Source organism: Microbacterium protaetiae, from assembly GCF_004135285.1.
GTDB classification, from domain to species: domain Bacteria; phylum Actinomycetota; class Actinomycetes; order Actinomycetales; family Microbacteriaceae; genus Microbacterium; species Microbacterium protaetiae.
Genome location: NZ_CP035494.1, coordinates 3702227 through 3725136 on the forward strand (window position 1 = coordinate 3702227; position 22910 = coordinate 3725136).

Annotated in this window: 22 protein-coding genes; 9 read left to right on the forward strand and 13 right to left on the reverse strand. The window is 69.1% G+C overall.

The genetic code is table 11. The features are described from left to right. Positions 1 to 6: 6 nt before the first annotated feature. Genes ET475_RS17305 through coaE form a run of 7 tightly spaced genes read right to left on the reverse strand, consistent with a single transcriptional unit; the run spans position 7 to position 6716 of the window. Positions 7 to 525 (reverse strand): hypothetical protein, encoded by a 519-nt coding sequence (locus ET475_RS17305; protein WP_129393215.1) that lies wholly within the window; start codon positions 523 to 525, stop codon positions 7 to 9. Then, positions 522 to 1796 (reverse strand): DUF58 domain-containing protein, encoded by a 1275-nt coding sequence (locus ET475_RS17310; RefSeq protein ID WP_129393218.1) that lies wholly within the window; start codon positions 1794 to 1796, stop codon positions 522 to 524. Before ET475_RS17310 ends, ET475_RS17305 begins: the two co-directional genes overlap by 4 nt. Next, positions 1796 to 2797, reverse strand: coding sequence for an AAA family ATPase (locus ET475_RS17315; protein ID WP_242497697.1), 1002 nt, complete (start codon positions 2795 to 2797; stop codon positions 1796 to 1798). The genes ET475_RS17310 and ET475_RS17315 overlap by 1 nt, the downstream gene beginning before the upstream one ends. Beyond that, positions 2794 to 3273, reverse strand: a complete 480-nt coding sequence (locus ET475_RS18220; RefSeq protein WP_242497698.1) for a hypothetical protein — start codon at positions 3271 to 3273, stop codon at positions 2794 to 2796. Before ET475_RS18220 ends, ET475_RS17315 begins: the two co-directional genes overlap by 4 nt. Continuing rightward, positions 3270 to 3989, reverse strand: coding sequence for a DUF4129 domain-containing protein (locus tag ET475_RS17320; RefSeq protein WP_129393224.1), 720 nt, complete (start codon positions 3987 to 3989; stop codon positions 3270 to 3272). Before ET475_RS17320 ends, ET475_RS18220 begins: the two co-directional genes overlap by 4 nt. 31 nt (positions 3990 to 4020) lie before the next feature. Continuing rightward, complete coding sequence (uvrB, locus tag ET475_RS17325) at positions 4021 to 6102, reverse strand: excinuclease ABC subunit UvrB (protein ID WP_129393227.1); 2082 nt, start codon at positions 6100 to 6102, stop codon at positions 4021 to 4023. After that, a complete protein-coding gene (gene coaE / locus ET475_RS17330) occupies positions 6102 to 6716 on the reverse strand; it encodes a dephospho-CoA kinase (protein WP_129394128.1) in 615 nt (204 codons plus the stop codon). The genes uvrB and coaE overlap by 1 nt, the downstream gene beginning before the upstream one ends. 71 nt (positions 6717 to 6787) lie before the next feature. On the opposite strand from coaE, the gene ET475_RS17335 reads away from it, so the two are divergent. Then, on the forward strand, positions 6788 to 7537 hold the full coding sequence (locus tag ET475_RS17335; RefSeq protein ID WP_129393230.1) for a response regulator transcription factor: 750 nt from the start codon (positions 6788 to 6790) through the stop codon (positions 7535 to 7537). Here the strand turns inward: ET475_RS17335 and ET475_RS17340 are convergent. The 3 genes from ET475_RS17340 to rpsA all read right to left on the reverse strand — a co-directional run bounded on the left by ET475_RS17340 (position 7478) and on the right by rpsA (position 11860). After that, positions 7478 to 8680, reverse strand: coding sequence for a diguanylate cyclase domain-containing protein (locus ET475_RS17340; RefSeq protein WP_165310982.1), 1203 nt, complete (start codon positions 8678 to 8680; stop codon positions 7478 to 7480). The genes ET475_RS17335 and ET475_RS17340 overlap by 60 nt on opposite strands. After that, entirely contained in the window at positions 8670 to 10313 is a 1644-nt protein-coding gene (locus tag ET475_RS17345; RefSeq protein WP_129393236.1) for a sensor histidine kinase, read from the reverse strand. The genes ET475_RS17340 and ET475_RS17345 overlap by 11 nt, the downstream gene beginning before the upstream one ends. A gap of 95 nt (positions 10314 to 10408) precedes the next feature. Further along, positions 10409 to 11860, reverse strand: a complete 1452-nt coding sequence (gene rpsA, locus ET475_RS17350) for a 30S ribosomal protein S1 (RefSeq protein WP_129393239.1) — start codon at positions 11858 to 11860, stop codon at positions 10409 to 10411. Between the two features lie 203 nt (positions 11861 to 12063). Here rpsA and ET475_RS17355 point away from each other — a divergent pair, with 203 nt between their 5' ends. Then, the gene (locus tag ET475_RS17355) at positions 12064 to 12561 is read left to right on the forward strand and encodes an STM3941 family protein (RefSeq protein ID WP_129393242.1); all 498 of its coding nucleotides are present in this window, start codon (positions 12064 to 12066) and stop codon (positions 12559 to 12561) included. Here the strand turns inward: ET475_RS17355 and ET475_RS17360 are convergent. Further along, positions 12554 to 13498, reverse strand: coding sequence for an FUSC family protein (locus ET475_RS17360; protein WP_165310984.1), 945 nt, complete (start codon positions 13496 to 13498; stop codon positions 12554 to 12556). The genes ET475_RS17355 and ET475_RS17360 overlap by 8 nt on opposite strands. A 153-nt stretch (positions 13499 to 13651) precedes the next feature. On the opposite strand from ET475_RS17360, the gene ET475_RS17365 reads away from it, so the two are divergent. Then, positions 13652 to 14140, forward strand: a complete 489-nt coding sequence (locus ET475_RS17365) for a MarR family winged helix-turn-helix transcriptional regulator (RefSeq protein WP_129393248.1) — start codon at positions 13652 to 13654, stop codon at positions 14138 to 14140. 15 nt (positions 14141 to 14155) lie between these two features. On the opposite strand, the gene ET475_RS17370 is transcribed toward ET475_RS17365, so the two are convergent. Continuing rightward, positions 14156 to 14518, reverse strand: a complete 363-nt coding sequence (locus tag ET475_RS17370) for a TraR/DksA family transcriptional regulator (RefSeq protein ID WP_129393251.1) — start codon at positions 14516 to 14518, stop codon at positions 14156 to 14158. A 59-nt stretch (positions 14519 to 14577) separates the two neighbouring features. Between ET475_RS17370 and ET475_RS17375 the strand changes: the two genes are divergently transcribed. Both ET475_RS17375 and ET475_RS17380 read left to right on the forward strand, forming a co-directional pair. After that, positions 14578 to 15624, forward strand: a complete 1047-nt coding sequence (locus ET475_RS17375; RefSeq protein ID WP_340638591.1) for an FUSC family protein — start codon at positions 14578 to 14580, stop codon at positions 15622 to 15624. A 64-nt stretch (positions 15625 to 15688) separates the two neighbouring features. Beyond that, the gene (locus ET475_RS17380) at positions 15689 to 16624 is read left to right on the forward strand and encodes a 5'-3' exonuclease (RefSeq protein ID WP_129393258.1); all 936 of its coding nucleotides are present in this window, start codon (positions 15689 to 15691) and stop codon (positions 16622 to 16624) included. Positions 16625 to 16645: 21 nt separating this feature from the next. On the opposite strand, the gene trpD is transcribed toward ET475_RS17380, so the two are convergent. Further along, positions 16646 to 17707 (reverse strand): anthranilate phosphoribosyltransferase, encoded by a 1062-nt coding sequence (gene trpD, locus ET475_RS17385; protein ID WP_129393261.1) that lies wholly within the window; start codon positions 17705 to 17707, stop codon positions 16646 to 16648. A gap of 146 nt (positions 17708 to 17853) precedes the next feature. On the opposite strand from trpD, the gene ctaE reads away from it, so the two are divergent. Genes ctaE through qcrB form a run of 4 tightly spaced genes read left to right on the forward strand, consistent with a single transcriptional unit; the run spans position 17854 to position 22251 of the window. Beyond that, a complete protein-coding gene (gene ctaE, locus ET475_RS17390; RefSeq protein WP_129393264.1) occupies positions 17854 to 18492 on the forward strand; it encodes an aa3-type cytochrome oxidase subunit III in 639 nt (212 codons plus the stop codon). Positions 18493 to 18512: 20 nt separating this feature from the next. After that, positions 18513 to 19319 (forward strand): cytochrome bc1 complex diheme cytochrome c subunit, encoded by an 807-nt coding sequence (gene qcrC / locus ET475_RS17395; RefSeq protein ID WP_129393267.1) that lies wholly within the window; start codon positions 18513 to 18515, stop codon positions 19317 to 19319. 32 nt (positions 19320 to 19351) lie between these two features. After that, a complete protein-coding gene (qcrA, locus tag ET475_RS17400) occupies positions 19352 to 20431 on the forward strand; it encodes a cytochrome bc1 complex Rieske iron-sulfur subunit (RefSeq protein ID WP_129393270.1) in 1080 nt (359 codons plus the stop codon). Beyond that, positions 20428 to 22251 carry a cytochrome bc1 complex cytochrome b subunit gene (qcrB, locus tag ET475_RS17405; RefSeq protein WP_129393273.1) on the forward strand — a complete coding sequence of 608 codons (1824 nt, stop codon included), beginning with the start codon at positions 20428 to 20430 and terminating at the stop codon, positions 22249 to 22251. Before qcrA ends, qcrB begins: the two co-directional genes overlap by 4 nt. Positions 22252 to 22910 lie beyond the last annotated feature (659 nt).

Below are 22910 nucleotides of genomic sequence, written 5' to 3' on the forward strand. Positions count from 1 at the left end.
AGACGGTCACCGCCGCGCGGCCAGCAGCCGCACCAGGACGACCATCGCCACCACGCAGACGGCTGCCACGATCGCCACCGCGCCCGCCGGGACCACGCCGCCCAGAGGCAGCCCGATCGCGGCCAGCACGATCAGCAGCAGCGCCTGCGCCGGCAGCTGCAGCAGCAGCCAGCGCCGTGCCGGCCCGACCAGCGCGCGCAGCTGCAGTCGCCCGGTGGCCGGCAGCGCCAGCGACAGCGCACCGATCACATGCAGCAGGTGCACGACCAGCAGCAGAGCATTCGCACGAGCGTCGAAAGCCAGCGGGTGCGCGAGCTGGGCCAAGGCCAGCACGACGATGGCCGCCCAGGTCGTGAAGGTGCGCGGCACCAGCGCTCCGACCGCGGCCAGGCACACCACGATGATCGCGTACGGCAACGGGATCAGCAGGAAGGATGCCGCGGCCACGACGACACCTGCCGCCGGGATCAGCGGAAGGGGCACGGTGCGCCCCGCGGTGATCCGTACGGTGTCGTCGCGCGTCATCCCCGCCTCCGCTGCCGCGTCATCGCCCGCAACGCTGCCGCACGCGCCCCGGGCGCGACATCCCACGCCAGCAGGTCGACGCCCATGGCACGTACCTCGGCGAGCCGGTCGGCGCGCGCGCCGAGCACCATGCGCGCGGCGGCGATCTCTTCACGACGCAGCCGCTCGGTGCGCAGCTGCGGAAGCACGTCGACGGCGACCACGCGGTGCCCGCCGGCGCGCCACAATCCGGCCAGCCGCACCGGCTCATCGTCGAGGAACGTCGACAGCAGCACCACCAGCGCCGAGGACGGCACCGCCGGGGTGCGCATGCGCGACATGCGCTGCTGGGCCGTGACGACGGCGATCGCCGCACGCAGGCGCTCGCGGTGGCGTGCCCCCGAGCCGCGGGGAACGGCAGTGGACAGCCGCGAAAGCACCTGGAACGAGACCTGGTCTGCCCGGTCGAGATAGGCCCGGGCCAGACTCCAGGCCGCCTCACGCGCGACATCCATCGACGAGGGCAGCCCCAGCGCACGGTCACCGTGCGCCCAGTCGCCGACCTTGCCGGTCAGATCGTCGCCGTCGTCCAGCACGAGGGCGACATCGATATCGCTGGTGGCCATCGTTCGCCGCACGTACAGGTCTCCGGGCCGCCGCCCGAGCCGCGCGGTGGCCTTCCAGTCGATGCGCTGCAGTCGATCACCGGGGGCGAACGGGTGGATGTCGCGGAACTCGCCGCCGTCGCCGGGGCGGGGCGCATCGTGCCCGCCGGTCAGCCCCGCCGGAACCCGGGGCAGCGGCAGATCGCGCACGACGCGTGCGTGCGGGTCGATGCGGGCCCGCAGAGTCTGCGACGGCCCCATCGCCGCCGTCCACGTCGCGTCCGGCCCCACGGTGGTACCGCTGACCGTCAGCAGATCCTGGTCGCCCGAATGCACCGTGCGCACCCGTGCCGACACCGCTGTCGTCGAGCCTGCCAGCACCGTGCGCCGGGCGCGACGACCGGGCGACTGGACGGTGACGACGACGAGCTCGGCGCCGGGCGCCGAGACCTCGAGCCGCACCGGCAGAATCATGCCCTGCCCATCGGCGTCGCTGCGCGCCTCGCCTCGCTGCAGGTGCAGCACCGCCTCGCCGCTGCGCGGAGCCGATGAGGCCGCCGCGGTGGCGATCACCAGGAGCACCCCTGCCACCGCCAGGTCGGGGCGGCCGAACCCGATCGCAGCGGCCAGCATCAGCACCGCCGTGCCGATGCCCGCGGCGATGGCCGGGGTGGGGATACGGCGCATCAGGAGCTGCTGCCGGCCCGCGCCATCGACGGCGGAACCGCTACCGATGCGACGATGGCCTCGACCACCCGCGCGGGGTCGGTGCCGTTCGCCCACGCCGAGGGGGTGAGGGTGAGCCGGTGCGCGAGCACCGGCACCGCGACGCGCTTGATGTCATCGGGTGTGATGTAGTCGCGTCCGTCGATCACCGCCACCGCACGCGCGACGAGCATGAGAGCCTGCGAGCCGCGCGGCGACGCGCCCACCTCGACCGAGAGGTCGGTGCGGGTGGCCGCTGCCAGGTCGACGCAGTAGCGCAGCACATCGGGGTCGACGTGCACCCGCTCCACGCCCGCCTGCATGGCCCGCAGACGGGCCGGATCGACCACCTGGGCGACATGGGCCACCTCGGTGCGGCGATCGATGCGGTTCTGCAGGATGCGCTCCTCCCCCGCCCGATCGGGATACCCGACGCTCAACCGCACGAGGAACCGATCGAGCTGTGCCTCGGGAAGCGCGTAGGTTCCCTCGTACTCGATGGGATTCGCCGTGGCGATCAGGTGAAAAGGCTGCGGCAGGGGAAAACTGTCGCCCTCGACGGTCACCTGCCCCTCGGCCATCGCCTCCAGCAGCGCCGACTGCGTCTTGGGCGCCGTGCGGTTCAGCTCGTCGGCCAGCAGCAGCCCGGTGAACACCGGGCCGGGACGGAACTGGAACGTACCGGCGTCGGGCGCATACACGTACGAACCGGTGATGTCGCTGGGCAGCAGGTCGGGCGTGCACTGCAGGCGACGGAAGGCGAGCCCGGATGCCTGTGCCAGCGACCGCGCGGCCAGCGTCTTGCCCAGCCCGGGCACGTCTTCGAAAAGCACATGCCCGCCGGCGAGGATCGCCGCCAGAGCCAGACGCAGCGGGCCTTCCTGTCCGATGACCACGGTGCCGATCTCGTCGAGGATGCGGCGGGCCAGCTCGCCCACCTGCGCCGGGGCATAGGGCTCGAGTGCGTCGTCGGTGTCTGTCACGAGGAATGTTCTCCTGTCTTGGGAAGGGATTCGAGCATGCTCAGGCAGTGCTCCACATCGCTGAGGCGCACGCCGTCGTTGCGCATGAGGGTCGTCCAGGCTCGGTCGCCGAGCGCGCCGCGCACGGCACCGGCGTCGGCAGGGTCGTCGAGGTCCCAGCCGCGACGAGCCAGGCGGCGGCGCGCGAAGCCACGCAGTCGCTTCAGCCCGGCATCGGTGATCTCGCCGTGCCGGCCGCGCAGGGACCATGCCGTCTGAACGAGCTCGAAGCGGGTGCCCGGGCGCGGGTCGGCGTCGGCCTCGGGATACAGCGGCAGGGCTGCGCCGGTGTGGGCCAGCCATGCCAGGGTTCCCGCGAGGAAGAGCGCCGCCGCGGCGACGGCGAACGGCCATGTCACCCCGAAGAACCAGAGCGCACCACCGATCAGCACTGCCGGCACCACTGCGCCCCCGGCCGTTCGCGCCAGTGCCTTCATCGGGATGCCACCTCGGCCTCGTGCCATGATGCCTGCAGGCGCACCAGACACTCGCGTGCTGCCGCGACCGATGCCGCGTCGGCGGCACGGGCGCCGAACCGCACGTCCTGGTACAACCGCAGCAGTGCCTGCGCCGCCTCGCGATCGGTGTCGAACCTCTGCACGATGCGAGCGGTGTATTCGGCCGGCGTCTCGGCGGCAGCGCGCCCCGCGCCGGCATCGGCGGCCGTCTCCTCCAGTCCGAGCCATGCCTGGATCACGGCATCCGACGGCTCTCGGTCTGCGTCGAGCACCTGCAGCGCGCGGGCTATTCCGCGCCGCATGACCGGCGCAGGAACAGCACCGTCGGCGGAGCCGAGCACGCCGCCGCCCTCGGTCTGGACGGCACGGCGGCGGCGGACCAGTCGGCGGCGCTGCTGGATGCGTCGCACGATGAAGACCACGAGCACCGCCAGCAGGGCGGCCACGCCGGCGAAGAAAAGCACCTGCAAGACGATGCCGAACACGGTCGCCACGATCGGCGACGGCTCGGCAGTCGGCGCCAGCTGCCCGGGCCCGGCCCCGGGCAGTTCGATCGGCGTCGGAGTCACCGGTGCAGGGCTCCATCGCGGCGCCTCGACCTGTACCGGCCCGGCGGCCAGCACACTGAGCACCACCACGACACCGGCCGCCACGACCGCGCCGATCATCAGACCGCGGCCGTTCGGGGTTCTCACACGCTCACGCTATCGGATGCCCGCGGCGCGCTCAGGCGTGCCCGGCCCGCTCCATCGCCCGCAGTTGCTTCTTCAGATCCTGGACCTCATCGCGCAGCCGCGCCGCGAGCTCGAACTTGAGCTCGCCGGCCGCGGCGAGCATCTGGCCGGTCAGGTCGCCGATGGTGTCTTCCAGTTGCTGCGCGCCCTCGGCGGCCAGCCCCTCGCGACGCAGCCGCGGCGTCGGACTCTTGCCCTTGCCCGACTTCATCTTCGCGGCATCCCGCTTCGACATCATCGCCGCGGTGTCGGCGCCCTCGCGGGCGAGCACCTCGGTGATGTCGGCGATGCGCTTGCGCAGCGGCTGCGGGTCGATGCCGTGCTCGGTGTTGTACGCGATCTGCTTCTCCCGACGCCGCTCGGTCTCATCGATCGCGTTGCGCATCGAGTCGGTCATGTTGTCGGCGTACATGTGCACCTGCCCCGACACGTTGCGCGCTGCACGCCCGATCGTCTGGATGAGCGAGGTGCCCGAGCGCAGGAAGCCCTCTTTGTCGGCGTCGAGAATGGCCACCAGCGACACCTCGGGCAGGTCGAGGCCCTCACGCAGCAGGTTGATGCCGACCAGCACGTCGTAGACTCCGGCGCGCAGTTCGGTGAGAAGCTCGACGCGACGCAGCGTGTCGACGTCGGAGTGCAGGTAGCGCACCCGCACCCCGTGCTCGCCGAGGAAGTCGGTGAGCTCTTCGGCCATCTTCTTGGTCAGAGTTGTCACCAGCACGCGTTCGTCACGCTCGGCGCGCACCCGGATCTCTTCGAGCAGGTCGTCGATCTGCCCCTTCGAGGGCTTGACCACTATCTGCGGATCGACCAGCCCGGTGGGACGGATGATCTGCTCGACGACGCCGTCGGCGATGCCCATCTCGTACCGGCCGGGCGTCGCCGACAGGTACACGGTCTGCCCGATGCGCTGCTTGAACTCGTCCCAGCGCAGCGGACGGTTGTCCATCGCCGAGGGCAGCCGGAACCCGTGCTCGACGAGAGTGCGTTTGCGCGAGGCATCCCCCTCGTACATAGCACCGATCTGCGGCACCGTCACGTGCGACTCGTCGATGACCAGCAGGAAGTCGTCGGGGAAGAAGTCGAGCAGGGTGTGCGGCGGCTCGCCCGGCTGGCGGCCGTCGAGATGGCGGGAGTAGTTCTCGATCCCCGAGCAGAAGCCGAGCTGCTGCAGCATCTCGAGGTCGAACGTCGTGCGCATGCGCAGCCGCTGTGCCTCCAGCAGCTTGCCCTGCCGCTCGAATTCGGCGAGGCGCTCAGCGAGCTCTGCCTCGATGGTGCCGATCGCCCGGTGGATCACGTCGGTGCCGGCGACGTAGTGGGATGCCGGGAAGATGGGCACCGAATCGAGGGTGCGCACCACATCGCCGGTGAGGGGATGCAGCATGTACAGCGCCTCGATCTCGTCGCCGAACAGCTCGATGCGGATCGCGTACTCCTCGTACACCGGAATGATCTCGATGGTGTCGCCGCGCACCCGGAAGTTGCCGCGCGAGAAATCGACGTCGTTGCGGTTGTACTGCATGGCGATGAACTGACGGATCAGCGCATCACGGTCGTAACGCTCGCCCACCTGCAGCGCCACCATCGCGCGCAGATACTCCTCGGGCGCGCCCAGACCATAAATGCACGACACCGTCGAGACCACGACCACGTCGCGACGGCTCAGCAGCGAGTTCGTCGTCGAGTGACGCAGCCGCTCGACCTCGGCGTTGATCGACGAATCTTTCTCGATGAAGGTGTCGGTCTGGGGCACGTAGGCCTCGGGCTGGTAGTAGTCGTAATAGCTGACGAAGTACTCGACCGCGTTGTTGGGCATGAGATCGCGGAACTCGTTGGCCAGCTGCGCGGCCAGCGTCTTGTTGTGCGAGAGCACCAGCGTGGGCCGCTGGACCTTCTCGATCAGCCACGCCGTCGTCGCCGACTTGCCGGTGCCGGTCGCCCCCAGCAGCACGACGTCGGTCTCGCCCGCGTTGATGCGCGCCGCAAGCTGCTCGATGGCCTGCGGCTGATCACCGCTGGGCACGTATTCGCTGACGACCTCGAAGGGCCGGACGGAGCGTGTGGTCTGCATCACTCCAGGCTACGTCGGGTCTCCGACACTCGCTCCCAGAGCGCATCTGCCTGTGCGAGCGTCTCGCCGATCGAGGCCGCGGTGTCGATCACGACATCGGCGAGCGCGAGTCGTTCGTCGTCACCGGCCTGTGCGGCGATGCGGGCGCGCGCCTGTTCTTGCGTCATCCCGCGCAGCTCGATCAGTCGTCGCTCGCGCACCGCGGCCGGCGCATGCGCGACCACGACAAGGTCCCAGTCGTCGTCGGCGCGCGCCTCGGCCAGCAACGGCACGTCGTAGACGACCACCGCCGAGGGGTCCGCTGCGAAGGCCGCGGCGAAGCGGCGCAGCGATTCGACCTTCACGGCCGGGTGCACGATGGCGTTCAGCCGCGCGACGAGATCGGGCTCTCCGAACACACGAGCGCCCAGGGCCGCACGGTCCAGAGAGCCGTCGGGGTGCAGCATCCCCTCGCCGAACGCCTCGGCGATGTCGGTCAGCACCGGCGAGCCCGGCTGTTGCACCTCGCGCACTATCGCATCGGCATCGACGACGACGGCGCCGTGGGCGGCGAGGCGGTCGGCGATGGTGGACTTTCCCGAGGCGATTCCCCCGGTGAGCGCAATCAGCGGCATGCCTTCGAGGATGCCACGTCCACCCACCGCACGCAGCGTGTCGGATATCCTGACCGCAGGGGGGAGAGCCCATGGTGGACGTGGGAGAAGTGCGCAGCGCGGTCGTCATCGAGGACGAGCGCGACATCCGTCATCTGCTGGCCACGGTACTCACGCAGGCCGGCTTCGCGGTTCGCGCCGCCGCCGATGGCGCCACCGGACTGTCGCTGGTGCGCGAGTACGCGCCGCTGGTGACCACTCTGGACATCAACATGCCGGGCATGGACGGCTTCGAAACCGCGCGCCGCATCCGGGCGGCAAGTTCCACGTATCTGGTGATCCTCACCGCCCGCAGCGCCGAGATCGATGCGCTGCAGGGGCTGGAGGCCGGCGCCGACGACTACATCGCCAAGCCCTTCCGGCCTCGGGAGCTGCGGGCGCGCATCGACGCCATGCTGCGACGACCGCGCACCCATCTGCTGGCACCCGGAGCGGATGCGCCGCCGAGCGCCGACCACGGATGGCTCGAACATCGCGGTCTGCGCCTGCATCGGCAGATGCATCTTGTCGAGGAGGACCACTCTCCGCTCGTGCTCACCCGCAGTGAATTCGATCTGCTCGCCGAGCTGATGAGCTCGGGGCGTCGCGTACGCAGCAAGAAGGAGCTGGCGCGGGCCCTGCGCGGCACGCATGCGGGCGCCTCTGATTTCGTCAGCGACAGCGATGCCCGGGCCATCGAGGTGCACATGGCGAATCTGCGCCGCAAGCTTGGTGAGAACCCGTCACAGCCGCGGTGGATCGAAACCGTCCGCGGTGTCGGATACCGCCTCACCGCCCAATGACGCCGCGCGGGCGGCGCTGACCAGACGGTCGACGTCGGGGCCCTGCGTGTCGCTGAGCGCCACTCCCACTCCCACGGCAGGCAGGATGGCACCGGGAACGGCCTGCAGCTGCTCGAACACGCCGCGCGAAATGCGAACCGCCAGACGCCGCGCTTCGGCGGCAGATCCGACCACGCTGGTCACCAGCAGCAGTCCTTGGCCGTCCTCGCCCACCCGTGCTGCCGCGGGTGCGCTGTGGCGCACCCCGCGACGCCATGCCTGCGCGACCTCCTGCGCCGCCTCGCTGCCGAACGCCTGCGAAATCTGCGCGAGGTCGTCGATGCGCACGGCGAGCACAGCGACCAGTTCGTCGTGCCACTGAGCGCGCGTGAGAAGGCCCTGCAGAGCGATCCAGAACTGCTCGGCCACCAGTACGCCGCTGTCGGCCCCGGTCGCCCGTGCCATCTCGCGCGCCGCACGCCCGCGCGCAGCATCCATCTCCTGCAGACCGCGCACCGGAGTGCGTCCGGCGCGTAGGACGGATGCCGCCACCAGCGACACGATCGTGAATGTCACTGTCACGAAACTCGACGGGATCGTCGACAACCACATCTGGAAGAAGGGTCCGTTCGGACCCTCTACACTGAACACCACCAGACGCACCACGCAGTACACGCCATACAGGCCCAGCACCACCGCCAGCGCCCAGGCCGTGCGCGAGGCCCGCAGTGCGCCGCGAAGACACTCCACGCACCCGAGCGTGCTGAACACTGCGAGCAGGGTGAACATGGTGCGCGCGCCTGCCCAGTCGCCGCCCTGTGGGCCCGCCACCACCACCATCACCGCGGTCACCACCGCTGCCACGCCCGCCGCCGCGGCGGCGGCGCGGCTCGCGCGGGCGTTGTAGCGTCGGCATCCCAGCCAGATCGCCGAGATCGTCGTGACGAACGCCGCATTGCCGACGGCGATCGCCCACCACGCCGAACGGTCATAGGCCCACACCAGATACGCCAGCAGCGCGACCGGGGCCGCCAGAAACGCCACCGCCCAGACGCGGCCCACGCCGTCGTCGCGCCGAATCACCGTCTCGGCGATGAAGACGATGCTGCTCACGGCGACGACCAGCGCCGTCATCACCAGCACAGAGGCCAGATCAAGATTCATCGATGCGCTCCTGGCTGCTCGGGCCACCCTTCGGCAACCGTACGGTGAACGTCGTGCCCACCCCGGGGGTGCTCTCCACCGAGATGTCGCCATCATGCGCCCGCACGATGTCACGGCTGATCGCCAGCCCCAGTCCGGTGCCGGGAAGATGGGCTTCCCGCACGGCGCGCGCGCGATAGAACCGCTGAAAGAGCTGCGGCAGATCGGCGGCAGTGACACCGATCCCGGTGTCGTGGACGGTGATCCGGACATCGGAGCCGAAGCCGTGCGTGGCCAGCTTGACCCTGCCCCGCTCGCGGTTGTAGGCGATGGCGTTGGCGATGAGGTTGTCCAGCACCTGCCGCAGCCGCGAAGGATCCACGACAGCGTGCACCGGCCGGACGTCGGTGTCATCCACCTCGATGCCGCGCTCCCGCGCACGCGGCATCGCCGACTCCGCGGCGCGCCGCACGATCTCGGCGACATCGGCCTCGACCGGTTCGATGCTCAGTTGCGTGGTGGCGTCGTGGGTGCGCTGCGAAGCGGCCAGGATGTCGCCGATGATCTTCAACAGCCGCTCGGCGTTGCGCTCGGCGACCTCGACCCGGGCCCGTGCCTCGGCGGGAACGGTGGGGTCTTCCAAGACAAGGTCGAGAAAGCCGAGGATCGATGTGAGCGGTGTGCGCAGTTCGTGCGAAACAGAGGCGACGAGTTCATCGCGCGCGCGCAACGCCGTCATCTCGGCGGTGACGTCGCTGGAGACGACGACGGCCCCGACATCGGCCCCGCTCGGCAGCCTGAGCCGCCGTGCCGTCACGCTCAGCGCCTGCCGGCGCCCGTCGGGCGGGCCGAACCAGACCAGCTGATGATCGAATGCCTCACCGCGCCGCGCCCGGGCCAACGGCAGCTCGGGCGGCGCGAGCTGCGTGGTGCCGTCAGGTCCGTAGGCGTCGGGAGCATCGTCGCCGAGCGCGTGCTGCAAACGCTCGTGCGCGTCGTTGGCAACGGCCACCGCGCCGTCTGCCTCGATCCGCACGACGCCGAAGTCGACGGCGTCGAGCACCTCGGCCAGTTCCTGCTCCTGTTGCCGGGTGCGCTGCAGCGCATCCACGAGCACGCGTGCCTGTCGGTCCAGCAGAGCGCGCTGCGCGCTCGAGCGCCGCGCAGTCACGAACGTCACCAGGCTCACCGCCAGCACCGTCAACGGGAACAGCAGTGTGCCGTACTCGACGCCCGCGTGATAGTCGTGCGCGACGGCGAGGGCGAACAGCCCCGTGCTGGCCACCGTTCCCCCGATGATGCCGGCCACACCGAACCCCGCCGCCAGCCACATCGCCGGAAAGACCCACAACAGGCCGAACCCCGACAGCGTGCTCGAGATGCGCATAGCGCCGATCGCCAGGATGTCGACGGCCGGCACGAGTGCCAGCCAGGGCGGTGCCACGCGGTCCCATGGCACGACCAGGGTGACCCCCGTCATGACGAACACCCCCAGCGCGCCCGCGAAGAACAAAGCGACATCGCCGGGAAATTCACCCGCCAGCACCAGGAACGTGACCACCAGAACGACACAGGCCAGCATCAGCTGGTTCAGCAGCGCGCTGCGCTCGCGTGTGCGGTCGACCCCCAGCGGCCCGGTCGCAGGCTCGTGCATACTGCGACCGTAGCGCCTCGGCGGCTCATTGTGCGTCCAGACGCGGAAAGGGCCGGGGCTCGCGGCCCCGACCCTTTCGACTGCTCTTCGTCGGCTCAGTTGCCCGAGAGCTTCTCACGCAGTGCGGCGAGAGCCTCGTCGTCGGCCAGCGTGCCACCCGGAGTGGACTCGCTGGAGAACGACGACGACGCCTCGGCGGCGCCGAAGCCGGTGGCCTCGGCCTCGGCCGCCTTCGCGACCTGAGCCTTGTGGGCCTCCCAGCGCGCCTGGGCGGCAGCGTATTCCTGCTCCCACTTCTCGCGCTGCTCGTCGAAGCCTTCCTTCCACTGGTTGGTCTCCGAGTCGAAGCCCTCGGGGAACTTGTACTCCCCGTTCTCGTCGTACTCGGTGGCCATGCCGTAGAGGGCCGGGTCGAACTCGGTGCCGAACGGGTCGACGGCGTCGTTCGCCTGCTTGAGCGAGAGCGAGATGCGGCGACGCTCGAGGTCGATGTCGATGACCTTGACGAAGACCTCTTCGCCCACCGACACGACCTGCTCTGCCAGCTCGACGTGCTTGCCCGACAGCTCCGAGATGTGCACGAGGCCCTCGATGCCGTCTGCCACACGCACGAACGCGCCGAACGGAACGAGCTTGGTGACCTTGCCCGGTGCGATCTGGCCGATCGCGTGCGTGCGGGCGAAGACCTGCCACGGGTCCTCCTGCGTCGCCTTCAGCGACAGCGAGACGCGCTCACGGTCGAGATCGACCTCGAGAACCTCGACCGTGACCTCCTGGCCCACCTCGACGACCTCGCTGGCGTGCTCGATGTGCTTCCAGCTGAGTTCGGAGACGTGCACCAGACCGTCGACGCCGCCCAGGTCGACGAACGCGCCGAAGTTGACGATCGACGAGACCGTGCCCTTGCGGATCTGACCCTTGTGCAGGTTGTTGAGGAAGTTCGTGCGGGACTCGGACTGCGTCTGCTCGAGCAGGGCGCGGCGCGACAGCACGACGTTGTTGCGGTTCTTGTCGAGCTCGAGGATCTTCGCCTCCAGCTCCTGGCCCAGGTACGGGGTCAGGTCGCGCACGCGGCGCAGCTCGATGAGCGAGGCGGGCAGGAAGCCGCGCAGCCCGATGTCGACGATGAGGCCGCCCTTGACGACCTCGATCACCTGACCGGTCACGACACCGTCGTTCTCCTTGATCTTCTCGACGTCGCCCCAGGCACGCTCGTACTGGGCGCGCTTCTTGGAGAGGATCAGGCGGCCTTCCTTGTCCTCCTTCTGAAGGACCAGGGCCTCGACCTGGTCGCCGACGTTGACGACCTCGTTGGGGTCGACGTCGTGCTTGATCGAAAGCTCACGCGAGGGGATCACGCCCTCGGTCTTGTACCCGACGTCGAGGAGCACCTCGTCGCGGTCGATCTTCACCACGGTGCCTTCGATGAGGTCGCCGTCGTTGAAGAACTTCAGGGTCTTCTCGACCGCGGCCAGGAAGTCCTCAGCAGATCCGATGTCGTTGATGGCGACCTGCGTGGTGGCCGGGGCGGTCGTTGCGGTAGTCATGTAGTGGGTTGTCCTTGTAGGTTCAGGAATCGGGCCCCGGCGCGCGCGTGCCCCCCGAAAGGGACACGTCGTGGATGCCGGAGCGAAGCGGATTGTGTTGCGATGTCACGTGCGCGCACCGTGCGGTCACGCGAATGACACTCCAGGTTATCAGAACCCGCCCTGCGCCCGCGATGTTCCCGGCATCCGTCTACCGTGGTGGTGTGGCCGATTCCGCTGATGCCCTCACCATCGTCTCTTCCCGCCGCAATCTCGTCGTCCTCCTCGTGATCTGCGTGCTCTTCACCGCAATGGGGATCGTCGTGCTGGCGCTGGCGCCGACCAAGACGCTCAACCTCGTCGTCGGCATCGCCGCAATCGGCTTCTTCGGGTTCGGCGGGGGCGTTTCGCTGATCGGCCAGTGGCGTCGTTCCGTGGTGCTGGTCGCCGACGACTCCGGCATTCGGATCACCGGAGCCGGCCGTATCCCCTGGGCCGACGTCGACCGGATCGGCGCGACCGGCGAGGGGCTCGGCATCCGGCTGCGCCGCTACGACACGTTCCTGTCCACCGCTCCCGCCAAGGCCGAACACACCGCCGCCACGCTGCGTGCCGGGCGCACCCAGCACGCCGGCTACGATCTTGTCTTCGCCGAGCGCTTCCTGGACCGCTCGCCCGGTGAGGCCGCCCGCGATCTGCAGCGCCGACGTCCGGTCAGCTGAGCACGGTCTGGTCCGCACGCACCGAAAGAGCGCGCACGCCCAGCACCGCCAGGCCGATTCCGATACCCACGGCCGTGCCCCAGAAGCGGTCCGACAGCAGTTCGCCCATCGGACCCGGGCGTGCGGCGTTGCCGATCAGCAGCGCCAGGGGCGTGATGAAAAGCATCGCGACACCGTAGTTGCGCTGCACGAACATCTCCGTACCCAGCTGCAGCCCGAGCGCGACCGGCACCAGGGCCCATCCCGGCAGCTGCAGCATCAGAAGGGCCGCGGCCACGACAAGACCGGCCGCCGTGCCCACCACCCGCAGCGTCCCGCGCACCAGCCACGGCCCGCGCAGCGAGACAGACGCCGGTACGACCGCCGAGAGCACGGCCCAATAGACGTGATGAAGTCCCAGACCTATCGCCACGGCACCGGCCAGCGACGACGCCACCACGACGTCGACGAGCACGCCACCTCCGGCGGCATCCCGCCACGTCCCGTGCCAGGGCGCCTGCCGCGGTCCTCCGCGCAGGCGGCCTCGCCCCCGCACCACGGCTCCCGCCATGCCCACGAGCACCGCAAAGCTCGCGGTGCCGGCGGTCACCGCGACCACGAGCGCCGACGCCCAGCCGCCCAGCGCCGGTCCCGACGCGAAGGCGCCCGAGGCGAAGACGAAGAACAGCGGCCCCGCCGGCTTCCACCGCACGACGTTGCCGAGCACGGTCGCCGCCACCGCGACCAGGACCACCACCAGGGTGCTCGACCACGGGCGCAGCGGCAGGTGCGCCGCCGCCAACCCGACGGTCACCGCCGCGGTCAGACCCGCCCCGGTGATCGCCTGCACGCGAAGCCGCGCCACGGGGGCGAGGTCGCGGCCGAACACGGCGGCGAAGGCGCCGAAGGCGGCGGCGCCGAGAAGGTCGAGCCGCCCGGTCGCCAGAAGCACGAGCATCGGGATGCCGACACTGACCGCGCATCGGAGGGCGACACGGTGCGCCCCCGCATTCGGTCCGATTCGCAGCAGCTGAACGCCGAATTCCCTCACCGAACTCCTCACATTTCGTTTACTTGTGAACTATAATACTTCACAAGTGAAGGGCTTTCAATGGACGATGAAGACATGGTCGACCGCATCCGCGCCGATTGGGCGCAGATGCGGCCTGAGCTGGACACCGCACCGATCGCCGTGATGGGCCGCATCCTGCTGGCAGCCCGACTCGCACAGGAGCGCAGCGACGCGGCGATGACGGCGGCCGGTCTGACCCGGGCGGAGTTCGATCTGCTCAGCCAGCTGCGACGCAGCCTGCTCCCCTTGCGACCCGGCGATCTGACCCGCGGCATCGTCGGCTCGCCGGCGGCGACCACCAAGCGTCTGCACCGGCTCGGCGAGCTCGGCCTGGTGCAGCGCACCGCCGACCCCCTCGACGGCCGGGCGGCTCGCGTGTCACTGACCGAGAAGGGTCGACAACTGATCGATGACCTGCTGCCGCGCCAGCTCGCCGATGAGGCTGAGTTGCTGGCCGCGCTCACCCCGCAGCAGCAGGCCCAGCTCGGCGCGTTGCTGCGGGTGCTGCTGCGCGCGTGGGAACCCTGATCAGCCCGCCGCCGGTCAGCCGCGCGCGCTCTGGGCACACGAGACGCACAGCGTCGCCATCGGGCGCACCCGCAACCGCCCCACCGGGATCGGGCGACCGCATCCTTCGCACAGACCGTAGGTTCCGGCATCCCACCGCACGAGGGCTGCGGCCAGATCGTCGCGCTCGCGCAGCTGCTCGGTGCGCAGTCCCTGTAAGCGCGACCACTCCCCCGACAGCGTCACGCCTTCGGGATCGTGTTCGTCGTCGGCCGTCGCGTCGCCGCGAGCCTGGGCGAGAGCATCGAGGTCGGCCGCCAGCGCGGCGAGGGTCTTCTCGACCTGCGCCGCCCGCTCATCCAGCAGAGCACGCAGCTCCGCGCGGTGCGCATCGTCCATGATCTCCCGAGCTTAGGCCCGCGCCGCACATGCGGGCGCAATACCGTGGACTCATGCGCATGACCGAGTTGTTCCGTGCGAGCCGCCGGGCCCCCGTGCTGCAGGTGCTCAAATCGGCGGTGGCCACCGTGGCCGCGTGGCTGCTGTGCGCCTGGCTGATTCCCGGGCCGCTCCCGGTGTTCGCGGCCATCGCGGCGCTGCTGGTGGTGCAGCCGAGTCTGAACCAGTCGTTCTCGAAGGCCGTCGAGCGCACCGTGGGCGTGATCATCGGCGTGGCCGTGGCGGGCCTGCTCGGCCTCGTACTGGGCAACGGCACGTGGGTGGTCATCGCCGCTATCGTGATCGCCCTGCTGTTGGCCTGGGCGCTGCGGATGACCTCGGGCACCGCCAACCAGGTGGCCATCAGTGCGATGCTGGTGCTCGCCCTGGGCACCGCGACACCGGGCTATGCCCTCGACCGCATCATCGAGACGATGATCGGCGCGGTGATCGGCTTCATCGTCAATGTGCTCATCGTGCCACCGGTCGCGATCGCACCCGCCCATCGCAGCGTCGATCTGCTGGGCGCCGAGCTGGCGAACACCCTCGACCGCCTCGGCGATGCGCTGCACCGCCCGCAGTCAGCGGCCAGCCTGACCGAGCTGCTGGTCACCGCGCGTCTGCTGCGCCCGATGCGCGAGGCTGCCGACAGCGCCATCCGCACGGCTGTCGAATCGCTCACCCTGAACCCGCGGGCCGGCCGGCATCGCAGCGAACTCACTGAGCTGCAGACGCTGTTGGACCGCTTCTCGACAGTGGTCACCCAGACGATCGGCATGTCGCGCACGTTCTACGACCGCTACGACGAGGAGCTCGAGACCGAGCCGACGGTCGCCGCCATCGCCGAGCAGCTGCACCGGGCCGCGCACGACGTACGGCTGCTGGTGCAGCGGCTCGATGACGAGGCCGACCTCGCGCCGGCCGAGGATCAGGCCCCTGCCCTCACCCGCCCGCTCTCGGTTGCGGCTCCCCGGTCGGGGCACTGGGTGCTGGTGGGCTCGCTGTTGGTGGACCTGCACCGCATCCACGACACGCTGACCGAAGACGTCGAGCCCCCCTCACGCTGAGCGCAGGGCGTCGCGCCCTCGCCCACCCACTGGCGCATCCGCTCCGTGACGCTAGCCTGGCGCCATGCCCGCAGACACATCATCCTCCGCAGAGAAGTTGCTCCTGCTCGACTCCGCATCGTTGTACTTCCGCGGGTTCTATGGAGTCCCGGCATCCGTCACCGCACCCGACGGCACTCCCGTCAACGCCGTGCGCGGATTCCTGGACATCATCGCCAAGCTCGTGACGATGTATCGACCGGCATCGGTCGCCGCCTGCTGGGACGATGCCTGGCGCCCGCGCTGGCGCGTCGAGCTGATCGCGTCGTACAAGGCGCACCGTGTGGCGCAGACGCTCGCCGACGGCACCTCGATCGAGGAGGTGCCCGAAGAGCTGACGGTGCAGGTACCGCTGATCCGCGAAGCGCTCGAGGTCCTCGGGATGCCGCCGGTCGGCGCCGCCGATCATGAGGCCGACGACGTCATCGGCACGCTGGCGGCACATGCCACCGGTCCGGTCGACGTCGTCACCGGAGACCGCGATCTGTTCCAGGTCGTCGACGACGATCGCCGGGTGCGCGTGGTGTACACCGCCCGGGGAATGAGCCATCTCGAGGTGGTCACCGACGACGTCGTGCGCGCCAAGTACGGGGTGCGCGCCGCGCAGTACGTCGATTTCGCGGTGCTGCGCGGAGACCCCTCCGACGGGCTTCCCGGAGTGGCCGGGGTCGGTGAGAAGACGGCCGCGAATCTGCTGGCCGCGCACGGCGACCTGGCCGGCATCCGCGCGGCGGCGCGGGATGACCGGCAGCTGACACCGCGGGTGCGCGCCAAGATCCTCGAGGCATCCGACTACCTCGACGTGGCCCCCGCCGTCGTACGGGTGAGCGACCACGCCGATGTCGCGGTTCCCGCCCCCGCAGTGCCGGATGCCGCAGCCGCCACCGCGCTCGCACGGCGATGGGGTCTGGGCGGCGCGATGGATCGCGTGCTCGAAGCCCTGGCCGCTGCCGCCGGCTGAGCGGCTCTCACCCAGCGGCGCTCAGGCCGCCAGCTCGCGAGTCGCCGAAATCCACGCGTCGAGCTTCGCCGACGCGGCCCCGCTGTCGATGACCTCGGCGCCGTCGCGCAGCGCCTCGGTCAGGCGCTCCAGAATCGGGCGCTGCACCTGGGTGGGGTCGCGGAACAGCCGATACGAGACCAGCCCCGCCGCCGTGTTGAGCAGCACCACGTCGCGCACCGCGCCCTGCTCGCCGGCCAACGTGCGCCGGACGACCTCGGCGTTGTGGGCGGGGTCTCCGCCGATCAGGTCGTCGAGCTGCGCGAGCGGCAGCCCGAGGTCTGGCGGATAGATGTCGTGCTCATGGATGTCGCCGAGGCTGACCTCCCACACGCGGGTGTGCCCCGTGGTGGTCATCTCGTCGAGACCATCGTCACCGCGGAAGACCAGGGCCGTGGCCCCGCGGGTGCGGAACACGCCGGTGATCAGCGGCACCCGGTCGAGCTGCGCCACCCCCACCGCGTTGGCCTCGGCGCGGGCGGGGTTGCACAGCGGTCCGAGGAAGTTGAAGACCGTGGGAATGCCGAGTTCGGCACGCGTGGCCCCGGCATGCCGGAATCCGGGATGGAACGCCGAGGCGAAGGCGAACGTGATGCCGGTGCGCTCCAGCACCTGGGCCACCTTCTCGGGCGCGAGGGTGAGATCCAGGCCCAGAGCCGCGAGCACATCGCTCGATCCCGACGAAGAGCTGGCGGCCTTGTTGCCGTGCTTGACGACGGGAACTCCGGAAGCCGCGGCGACGACGGCTGCCATCGTGGAGATGTTCACGGTGCCCACCCGGTCACCGCCGGTTCCCACGATGTCGAGCACATCGGCGCTGACCGGCAACGGCAGTGCGGCTTCGAGGATCGCGTCGCGGAATCCGACCACCTCGTCGACGGTCTCGCCCTTGCGCCGCAGCGCCACCAGGAACGCCCCCAGCTGCGACGGCGTCGCCGCGCCGGCCATCACCTGACGCATCGCCCAGGTGGCCTCCGCGACACTCAGATCGCGACCCTCCAAGATCGAGGTGAGGATGTCGGGCCACGAGGTGAGTTCTGCCATGGATGAAAATCCTATCTCAGCGTCATCCCAGCAGATCCGAGGCGGATTTTCATCTAAGACGGGGCGACTTCTTAGGTTCGCCTAACCGGTGTCGAGACCCGATTCGGGCACGTCGATGCGAATATCCCCGCCTGAAATCGGCCATAATGGTGTGCGTGACGACCCCAGCGACTTTCAATCAGGCTCTGCGCACAGTGAAGCGACCTGACCCGGTCGCCGTCGGCACAATCGTCTGGCTCGGCAGCGAGGTGATGTTCTTCGCGGGTCTGTTCGCGATCTACTTCACGCTGCGCAGCACCTCCCCCGGTCTGTGGGCGGAGATGACGCAGCACTTGAACGTGCCGTACGCCGCCGTGAACACGATCATCCTGGTGCTCTCGTCGGTGACCTGCCAGATGGGTGTGTTCGCGGCCGAGCGGTTCCAGCCGTATTCCGTGCGCAAGCGCGGTCCCCTCGGATGGGGCATGGTGGAGTGGTTCTTCCTCACCTTCGCCATGGGCGCGATCTTCGTGTCCGGGCAGGTGTGGGAGTACGCCCAGCTCGTCACCGAGGGCATGCCGATCAGCGCCAACGCGTACGCCTCGGCGTTCTACCTGACCACCGGGTTCCACGCACTGCACGTGACCGGCGGCCTCATCGCGTTCCTCCTGGTGATCGGGCGCGCCTACGCCGTGAAGAACTTCGGGCGCAAGGAGATGACGACCTCCATCGTCGTGTCGTACTACTGGCACTTCGTCGACGTCGTCTGGATCGCCCTGTTCCTCGTCATCTACTTCCTGAAATAAGAGTGAAGGCCGCATCGAAAATGGCACGTGAGAAGAAGCGTCGCGCCTCTGGGCGTCGCAGTCCGCTGGCAGCAGTCGTCCTCATCGGCATCGGCCTGCTGGCCACCGGCGGCATCTACGCCGGCGCCTCCGCGGCGGTCGCCGCGACCAACGACAGCGCATCGACGTCGAGTACCGCACTGACCGTCGACGACGGCAAGAAGCTGTTCCAAGCGAACTGCGCGACCTGTCACGGGCTGGATCTGCAGGGCTCTGAGGCAGGGCCGTCGCTGTTCGGCGTCGGCGAGCTGGCCGTTGAGTTCCAGGTCTCCACCGGGCGCATGCCGCTGGCCATGCAGGGGCCGCAGGCCCCGCAGAAGCCGGTGCAGTTCACCGAAGACCAGATCAAGGCGATCGCCGTCTACGTCCAGTCGGTCTCGCCCGGTCCCACCTACCCGTCCGAGGAAACGCTCGACGGCGAGGGTGACGTGGCCAACGGCGCCGAGATCTTCCGCACCAACTGCGCGATGTGCCACAACGTCGCCGGTGCTGGTGGTGCGCTCACCGAAGGCAAGTTCGCCCCCGCACTAGGGGAGACCAGCCCGCTGCACATGTACGCCGCGATGGTCACCGGCCCGCAGAACATGCCGGTGTTCAGCGACCTGAACCTCAATCTCGAGGAGAAGCGCGACATCATCTCGTACCTGCTGTTCATGCAGGACCACGCGTCCGCCGGCGGATTCGCACTCGGGTCGCTGGGCCCGGTCGCTGAAGGTCTCTTCATCTGGATCTTCGGCATCGGCACCCTCATCGGGGTGACGGTGTGGATCACCGCGAAGTCCAACTGATCGTTCACTGAATTCCACGCACGAGGAGCACCATGGCACACGAGGAAGACCCGCTCGAGCACGAGAGGGCTTCGTGGAAGCCCTCCCCCGGGCTCGCCGTCGCGGTCCCCGACCCGGTGCAGAACAGCCAGCTGCCGCCGCACCGCGAGCGGGTGACCGACCAGGACCCCGCCGCCATGAAGCGCGCGGTCCGCACGGTGTACACGCTGTTCTACCTGTCCGTCGCCGCCAGCATCTGGGCTGTGGCTGCCTACATGATCTTCCCGATCGAAGACGGCCAGGTCACCAGCATCCGGCACAACAACCTCTTCATCGGCCTCGGCATCGCCCTCGCGCTGCTGGCGATCGGCATCGGCGCGATCCACTGGTCGAAGGCGATCATGTCCGACAAGGAGTACATCGAGCCGCGGCACGCGACGCGCGGTCGCGACACGACCCGCGAGGCGGCCGTCAAGGCGTTCTCCGACGCGAACGAAGACTCCGGCTTCGGTCGTCGCGCCATGATCCGCAACTCGCTGTTCGCAGCGCTGGTCGCCTCGGTGATCCCCGGCATCACGCTCTTCCGGGGCCTGGCTCCGCAGAGCTCTGAAGCCAGCCCGCACGCCGGCGACCCGGTGTATCTGCTCAGCCACACCATGTGGAAGAAGGGCATGCGCCTCGCACACGACCCGAGCGGCGTGCCGATCAAGGCGTCCGATGTCACTCTCGGATCCGCCTTCCACGTGATCCCCGAAGACCTCGCCAAGGTCGCGCACGGCGAGGGCTACCTCGAAGAGAAGGCGAAGGCCATCGTGCTGCTGATGCGCCTTCCCGTCGACCAGCTGCACCCCGAGCCGGGGCATGAGGACTGGGGCTTCGACGGCATCGTCGCCTACTCCAAGGTCTGCACCCACGTCGGATGTCCGGTGGCGCTGTACGAGCAGCAGACACACCACCTGCTGTGCCCCTGCCACCAGTCGCAGTTCGACGTCTCGCACGGCGCCCGCGTGATCTTCGGTCCCGCTGCCCGAGCGCTGCCGCAGCTGCCCATCGAAGTCGACGACGAGGGCTACATCGTCGCTCAGAGCGACTTCCACGAACCCGTCGGCCCGAGCTTCTGGGAGCGTCATTGAGCACTGCAACCACCACCTCCCGTTTTCAGGAGGACACGAAGGAAAAGCCGCTCGGTGGCCGGTTCGTCGGCTGGGCGTCGAACTACATCGATGAGCGCACCAGCCTGTCGGGGTTCGTCAAGGAGCTCGGCCGCAAGATCTTTCCCGACCACTGGTCGTTCATGCTGGGCGAGATCGCGCTGTGGAGCTTTGTCGTCATCCTGCTCTCGGGCACGTTCCTGACGTTCTTCTTCCAGGCCTCGATGGTGCCCACGCACTACGCCGGCGCTTTCATCCCGATGCGCGGCGTCGAGATGTCGGCCGCGCTGGATTCCACGCTGCGCCTGTCGTTCGACATTCGCGGCGGGCTGCTGGTCCGGCAGATCCACCACTGGGCCGCGCTCGTGTTCGTCGCCGGCATCGGCGTGCACATGCTGCGCATCTTCTTCACCGGCGCCTTCCGCAAGCCGCGTGAGCTGAACTGGGTGATCGGCTTCATCCTGTTCATCCTCGCGATGGCCGAGGGCTTCACCGGGTACTCGCTGCCCGACGACCTGCTCTCGGGCAACGGCCTGCGCATCATCGACGGTATGGTCAAGGGCATTCCGCTGGTGGGCACCTGGATCTCGTTCCTGCTGTTCGGCGGGGAGTTCCCGGGTGATCAGATCGTGGGACGCCTCTACACCCTGCACATCCTGCTGCTGCCGGCGATCCTTGTGGCTCTGCTCGTGCTGCACCTGATGCTCATGGTCATCAACAAGCACACGCAGTTCGCCGGCCCGGGCCGCAAGAACAGCAACGTCGTGGGCTACCCGATGATGCCGGTGTACATGTCGAAGATGGGCGGTTTCTTCTTCATCGTCTTCGGCGTGATAGTGCTGATCGCGTCGCTGTTCACGATCAACCCGATCTGGAACTACGGCCCATACGATCCCTCCCCCGTTTCGGCCGGTACACAGCCCGACTGGTACATCGGCTTCGCCGACGGCGCCCTGCGCCTGGTCCCGCCACACCTCGAGTTCGTATGGCTCGCTCGCACCTGGTCGTTCAACATCATCCTGCCGCTGCTGGTGATCGGCATCTTCATCGTCCTGGTGCTGATCTACCCGTTCATCGAGGCCTGGGTGACCGGCGACAAGCGCGAGCACCACATCGCGCAGCGTCCGCGCAACGCCGCCACCCGCACCGCGATCGGCGTCGCCGGCGTCATCTTCTATGCGGTGCTGTGGGCCGCGGCGTCGTCCGACCTCATCGCCACGCACTTCTCTCTGACGATGGAGGGGGTCATCCACACGCTGCAAGCGCTGCTGATCCTCGGCCCGATCATCGGCTACTTCGTCACGAAGCGCATCGCCCTCGCACTGCAGAAGAAGGACCGCGAGATCGTGCTGCACGGGTACGAGTCCGGGCGCATTGTGCGCCTGCCCGGCGGCGAGTTCATCGAGGTGCATCGCAGCGTCGAGCAGTTCGACCGCTTCAAGCTCGTCGACTACGAGACCTACGAGCCGCTGGTGGTGCGTCCGAACGCGAAGGGCAAGATCGGCTTCTGGCAGAACACCCGCTCGGCTATGTCGCGCTGGTTCTTCGAAGACCGCCTCACTCCGGTGACCCAGTCGGAGCTCGACGCCGCTGTGGCGCACCAGCACCACACCCTCGAGGAGCTCACGGCCACTGCGTCGGCCGAGATCCAGGGAGCGCACACCCGTGCCGGTCACCCCGAGTCGCCGTTGCGCCCCCAGGAACCCGACGCCAAGACGGGCGAGATCCCGACGGCGCCGACCTCGGTCCTCAGCGACGACGAGGAGAACAAGCACCACCGCGAGAAGGACCGCGACCAGTAGGGTCGGATTCTCTCCGCCTGGGCCCCGCCCGCACTCTGTGCGGCGGGGCCCTTCCCGTACGGCGAGGAGTGCTGCCGGGCCCGGCTTCGGGGCGCGTGTGCGGACTCGGGTAGCGTTTGGGGGTTCGGGGCGCGCGCAGATTCGGGGCGCGTGTGCGGAATCGGGTGGCGCGACGGGCGGATGTCGCCGTTCGGGGCACTCGCGCTATCGGAATCCGCGTTCGCGTATGCGAATGACAGGCGCGAACGCGGAATCGGGTAGCGCGAGCACGACGCGCGCCCGCGCGCGCAGATTCGGGGCGCGTGTGCGGACTCGGGTAGCGCGACGGGCGGATGTCGCCGTTCGGGTCACTCGCGCTATCGGAATCCGCGTTCGCGTATGCAAATGACAGGCGCGAGCGCGGAATCGGATAGCACGAGCACAACACGTCAGCCGGCGCGCGCAGATTTGGGGCGCGTGTGCAGACTCGGGTAGCGCGACGGGCGGATGGCGCGGCCCGGGTCGCTCACGCTATCGGAATCCGCGTCGGCGTATGCGAATGACAGGCGCGAACGCGGAATCGGGGAGCGCGAGCACGACGCGCGCCGGCTCGCGGGGATTCGAAGCCCCGCTGCGCGCCGGGGCACGCGCAGATTCGGGGTGCGCGCAGATTCGGGGTG

What these genes read in the sequence shown, in the direction of transcription:
- ET475_RS17380 (WP_129393258.1), top strand. Translation starts at nt 15,689, where the DNA reads ATGCCCGCAGACACATCATCCTCCGCAGAGAAGTTGCTCCTGCTCGAC.
- ET475_RS17360 (WP_165310984.1), bottom strand. Translation starts at nt 13,498, where the DNA reads ATGCTCGTGCTTCTGGCGACCGGGCGGCTCGACCTTCTCGGCGCCGCC.
- uvrB (WP_129393227.1), bottom strand. Translation starts at nt 6,102, where the DNA reads ATGCAGACCACACGCTCCGTCCGGCCCTTCGAGGTCGTCAGCGAATAC.
- coaE (WP_129394128.1), bottom strand. Translation starts at nt 6,716, where the DNA reads ATGCCGCTGATTGCGCTCACCGGGGGAATCGCCTCGGGAAAGTCCACC.
- ET475_RS17370 (WP_129393251.1), bottom strand. Translation starts at nt 14,518, where the DNA reads ATGGACGATGCGCACCGCGCGGAGCTGCGTGCTCTGCTGGATGAGCGG.
- rpsA (WP_129393239.1), bottom strand. Translation starts at nt 11,860, where the DNA reads ATGACTACCGCAACGACCGCCCCGGCCACCACGCAGGTCGCCATCAAC.
- ET475_RS17310 (WP_129393218.1), bottom strand. Translation starts at nt 1,796, where the DNA reads ATGCGCCGTATCCCCACCCCGGCCATCGCCGCGGGCATCGGCACGGCG.
- trpD (WP_129393261.1), bottom strand. Translation starts at nt 17,707, where the DNA reads ATGGCAGAACTCACCTCGTGGCCCGACATCCTCACCTCGATCTTGGAG.
- ET475_RS17375 (WP_340638591.1), top strand. Translation starts at nt 14,578, where the DNA reads ATGACCGAGTTGTTCCGTGCGAGCCGCCGGGCCCCCGTGCTGCAGGTG.
- qcrA (WP_129393270.1), top strand. Translation starts at nt 19,352, where the DNA reads ATGGCACACGAGGAAGACCCGCTCGAGCACGAGAGGGCTTCGTGGAAG.
- ET475_RS17305 (WP_129393215.1), bottom strand. Translation starts at nt 525, where the DNA reads ATGACGCGCGACGACACCGTACGGATCACCGCGGGGCGCACCGTGCCC.
- ctaE (WP_129393264.1), top strand. Translation starts at nt 17,854, where the DNA reads ATGGTGTGCGTGACGACCCCAGCGACTTTCAATCAGGCTCTGCGCACA.
- qcrC (WP_129393267.1), top strand. Translation starts at nt 18,513, where the DNA reads ATGGCACGTGAGAAGAAGCGTCGCGCCTCTGGGCGTCGCAGTCCGCTG.
- ET475_RS17345 (WP_129393236.1), bottom strand. Translation starts at nt 10,313, where the DNA reads ATGCACGAGCCTGCGACCGGGCCGCTGGGGGTCGACCGCACACGCGAG.
- ET475_RS18220 (WP_242497698.1), bottom strand. Translation starts at nt 3,273, where the DNA reads ATGAAGGCACTGGCGCGAACGGCCGGGGGCGCAGTGGTGCCGGCAGTG.
- ET475_RS17340 (WP_165310982.1), bottom strand. Translation starts at nt 8,680, where the DNA reads ATGAATCTTGATCTGGCCTCTGTGCTGGTGATGACGGCGCTGGTCGTC.
- ET475_RS17365 (WP_129393248.1), top strand. Translation starts at nt 13,652, where the DNA reads ATGGACGATGAAGACATGGTCGACCGCATCCGCGCCGATTGGGCGCAG.
- ET475_RS17335 (WP_129393230.1), top strand. Translation starts at nt 6,788, where the DNA reads ATGGTGGACGTGGGAGAAGTGCGCAGCGCGGTCGTCATCGAGGACGAG.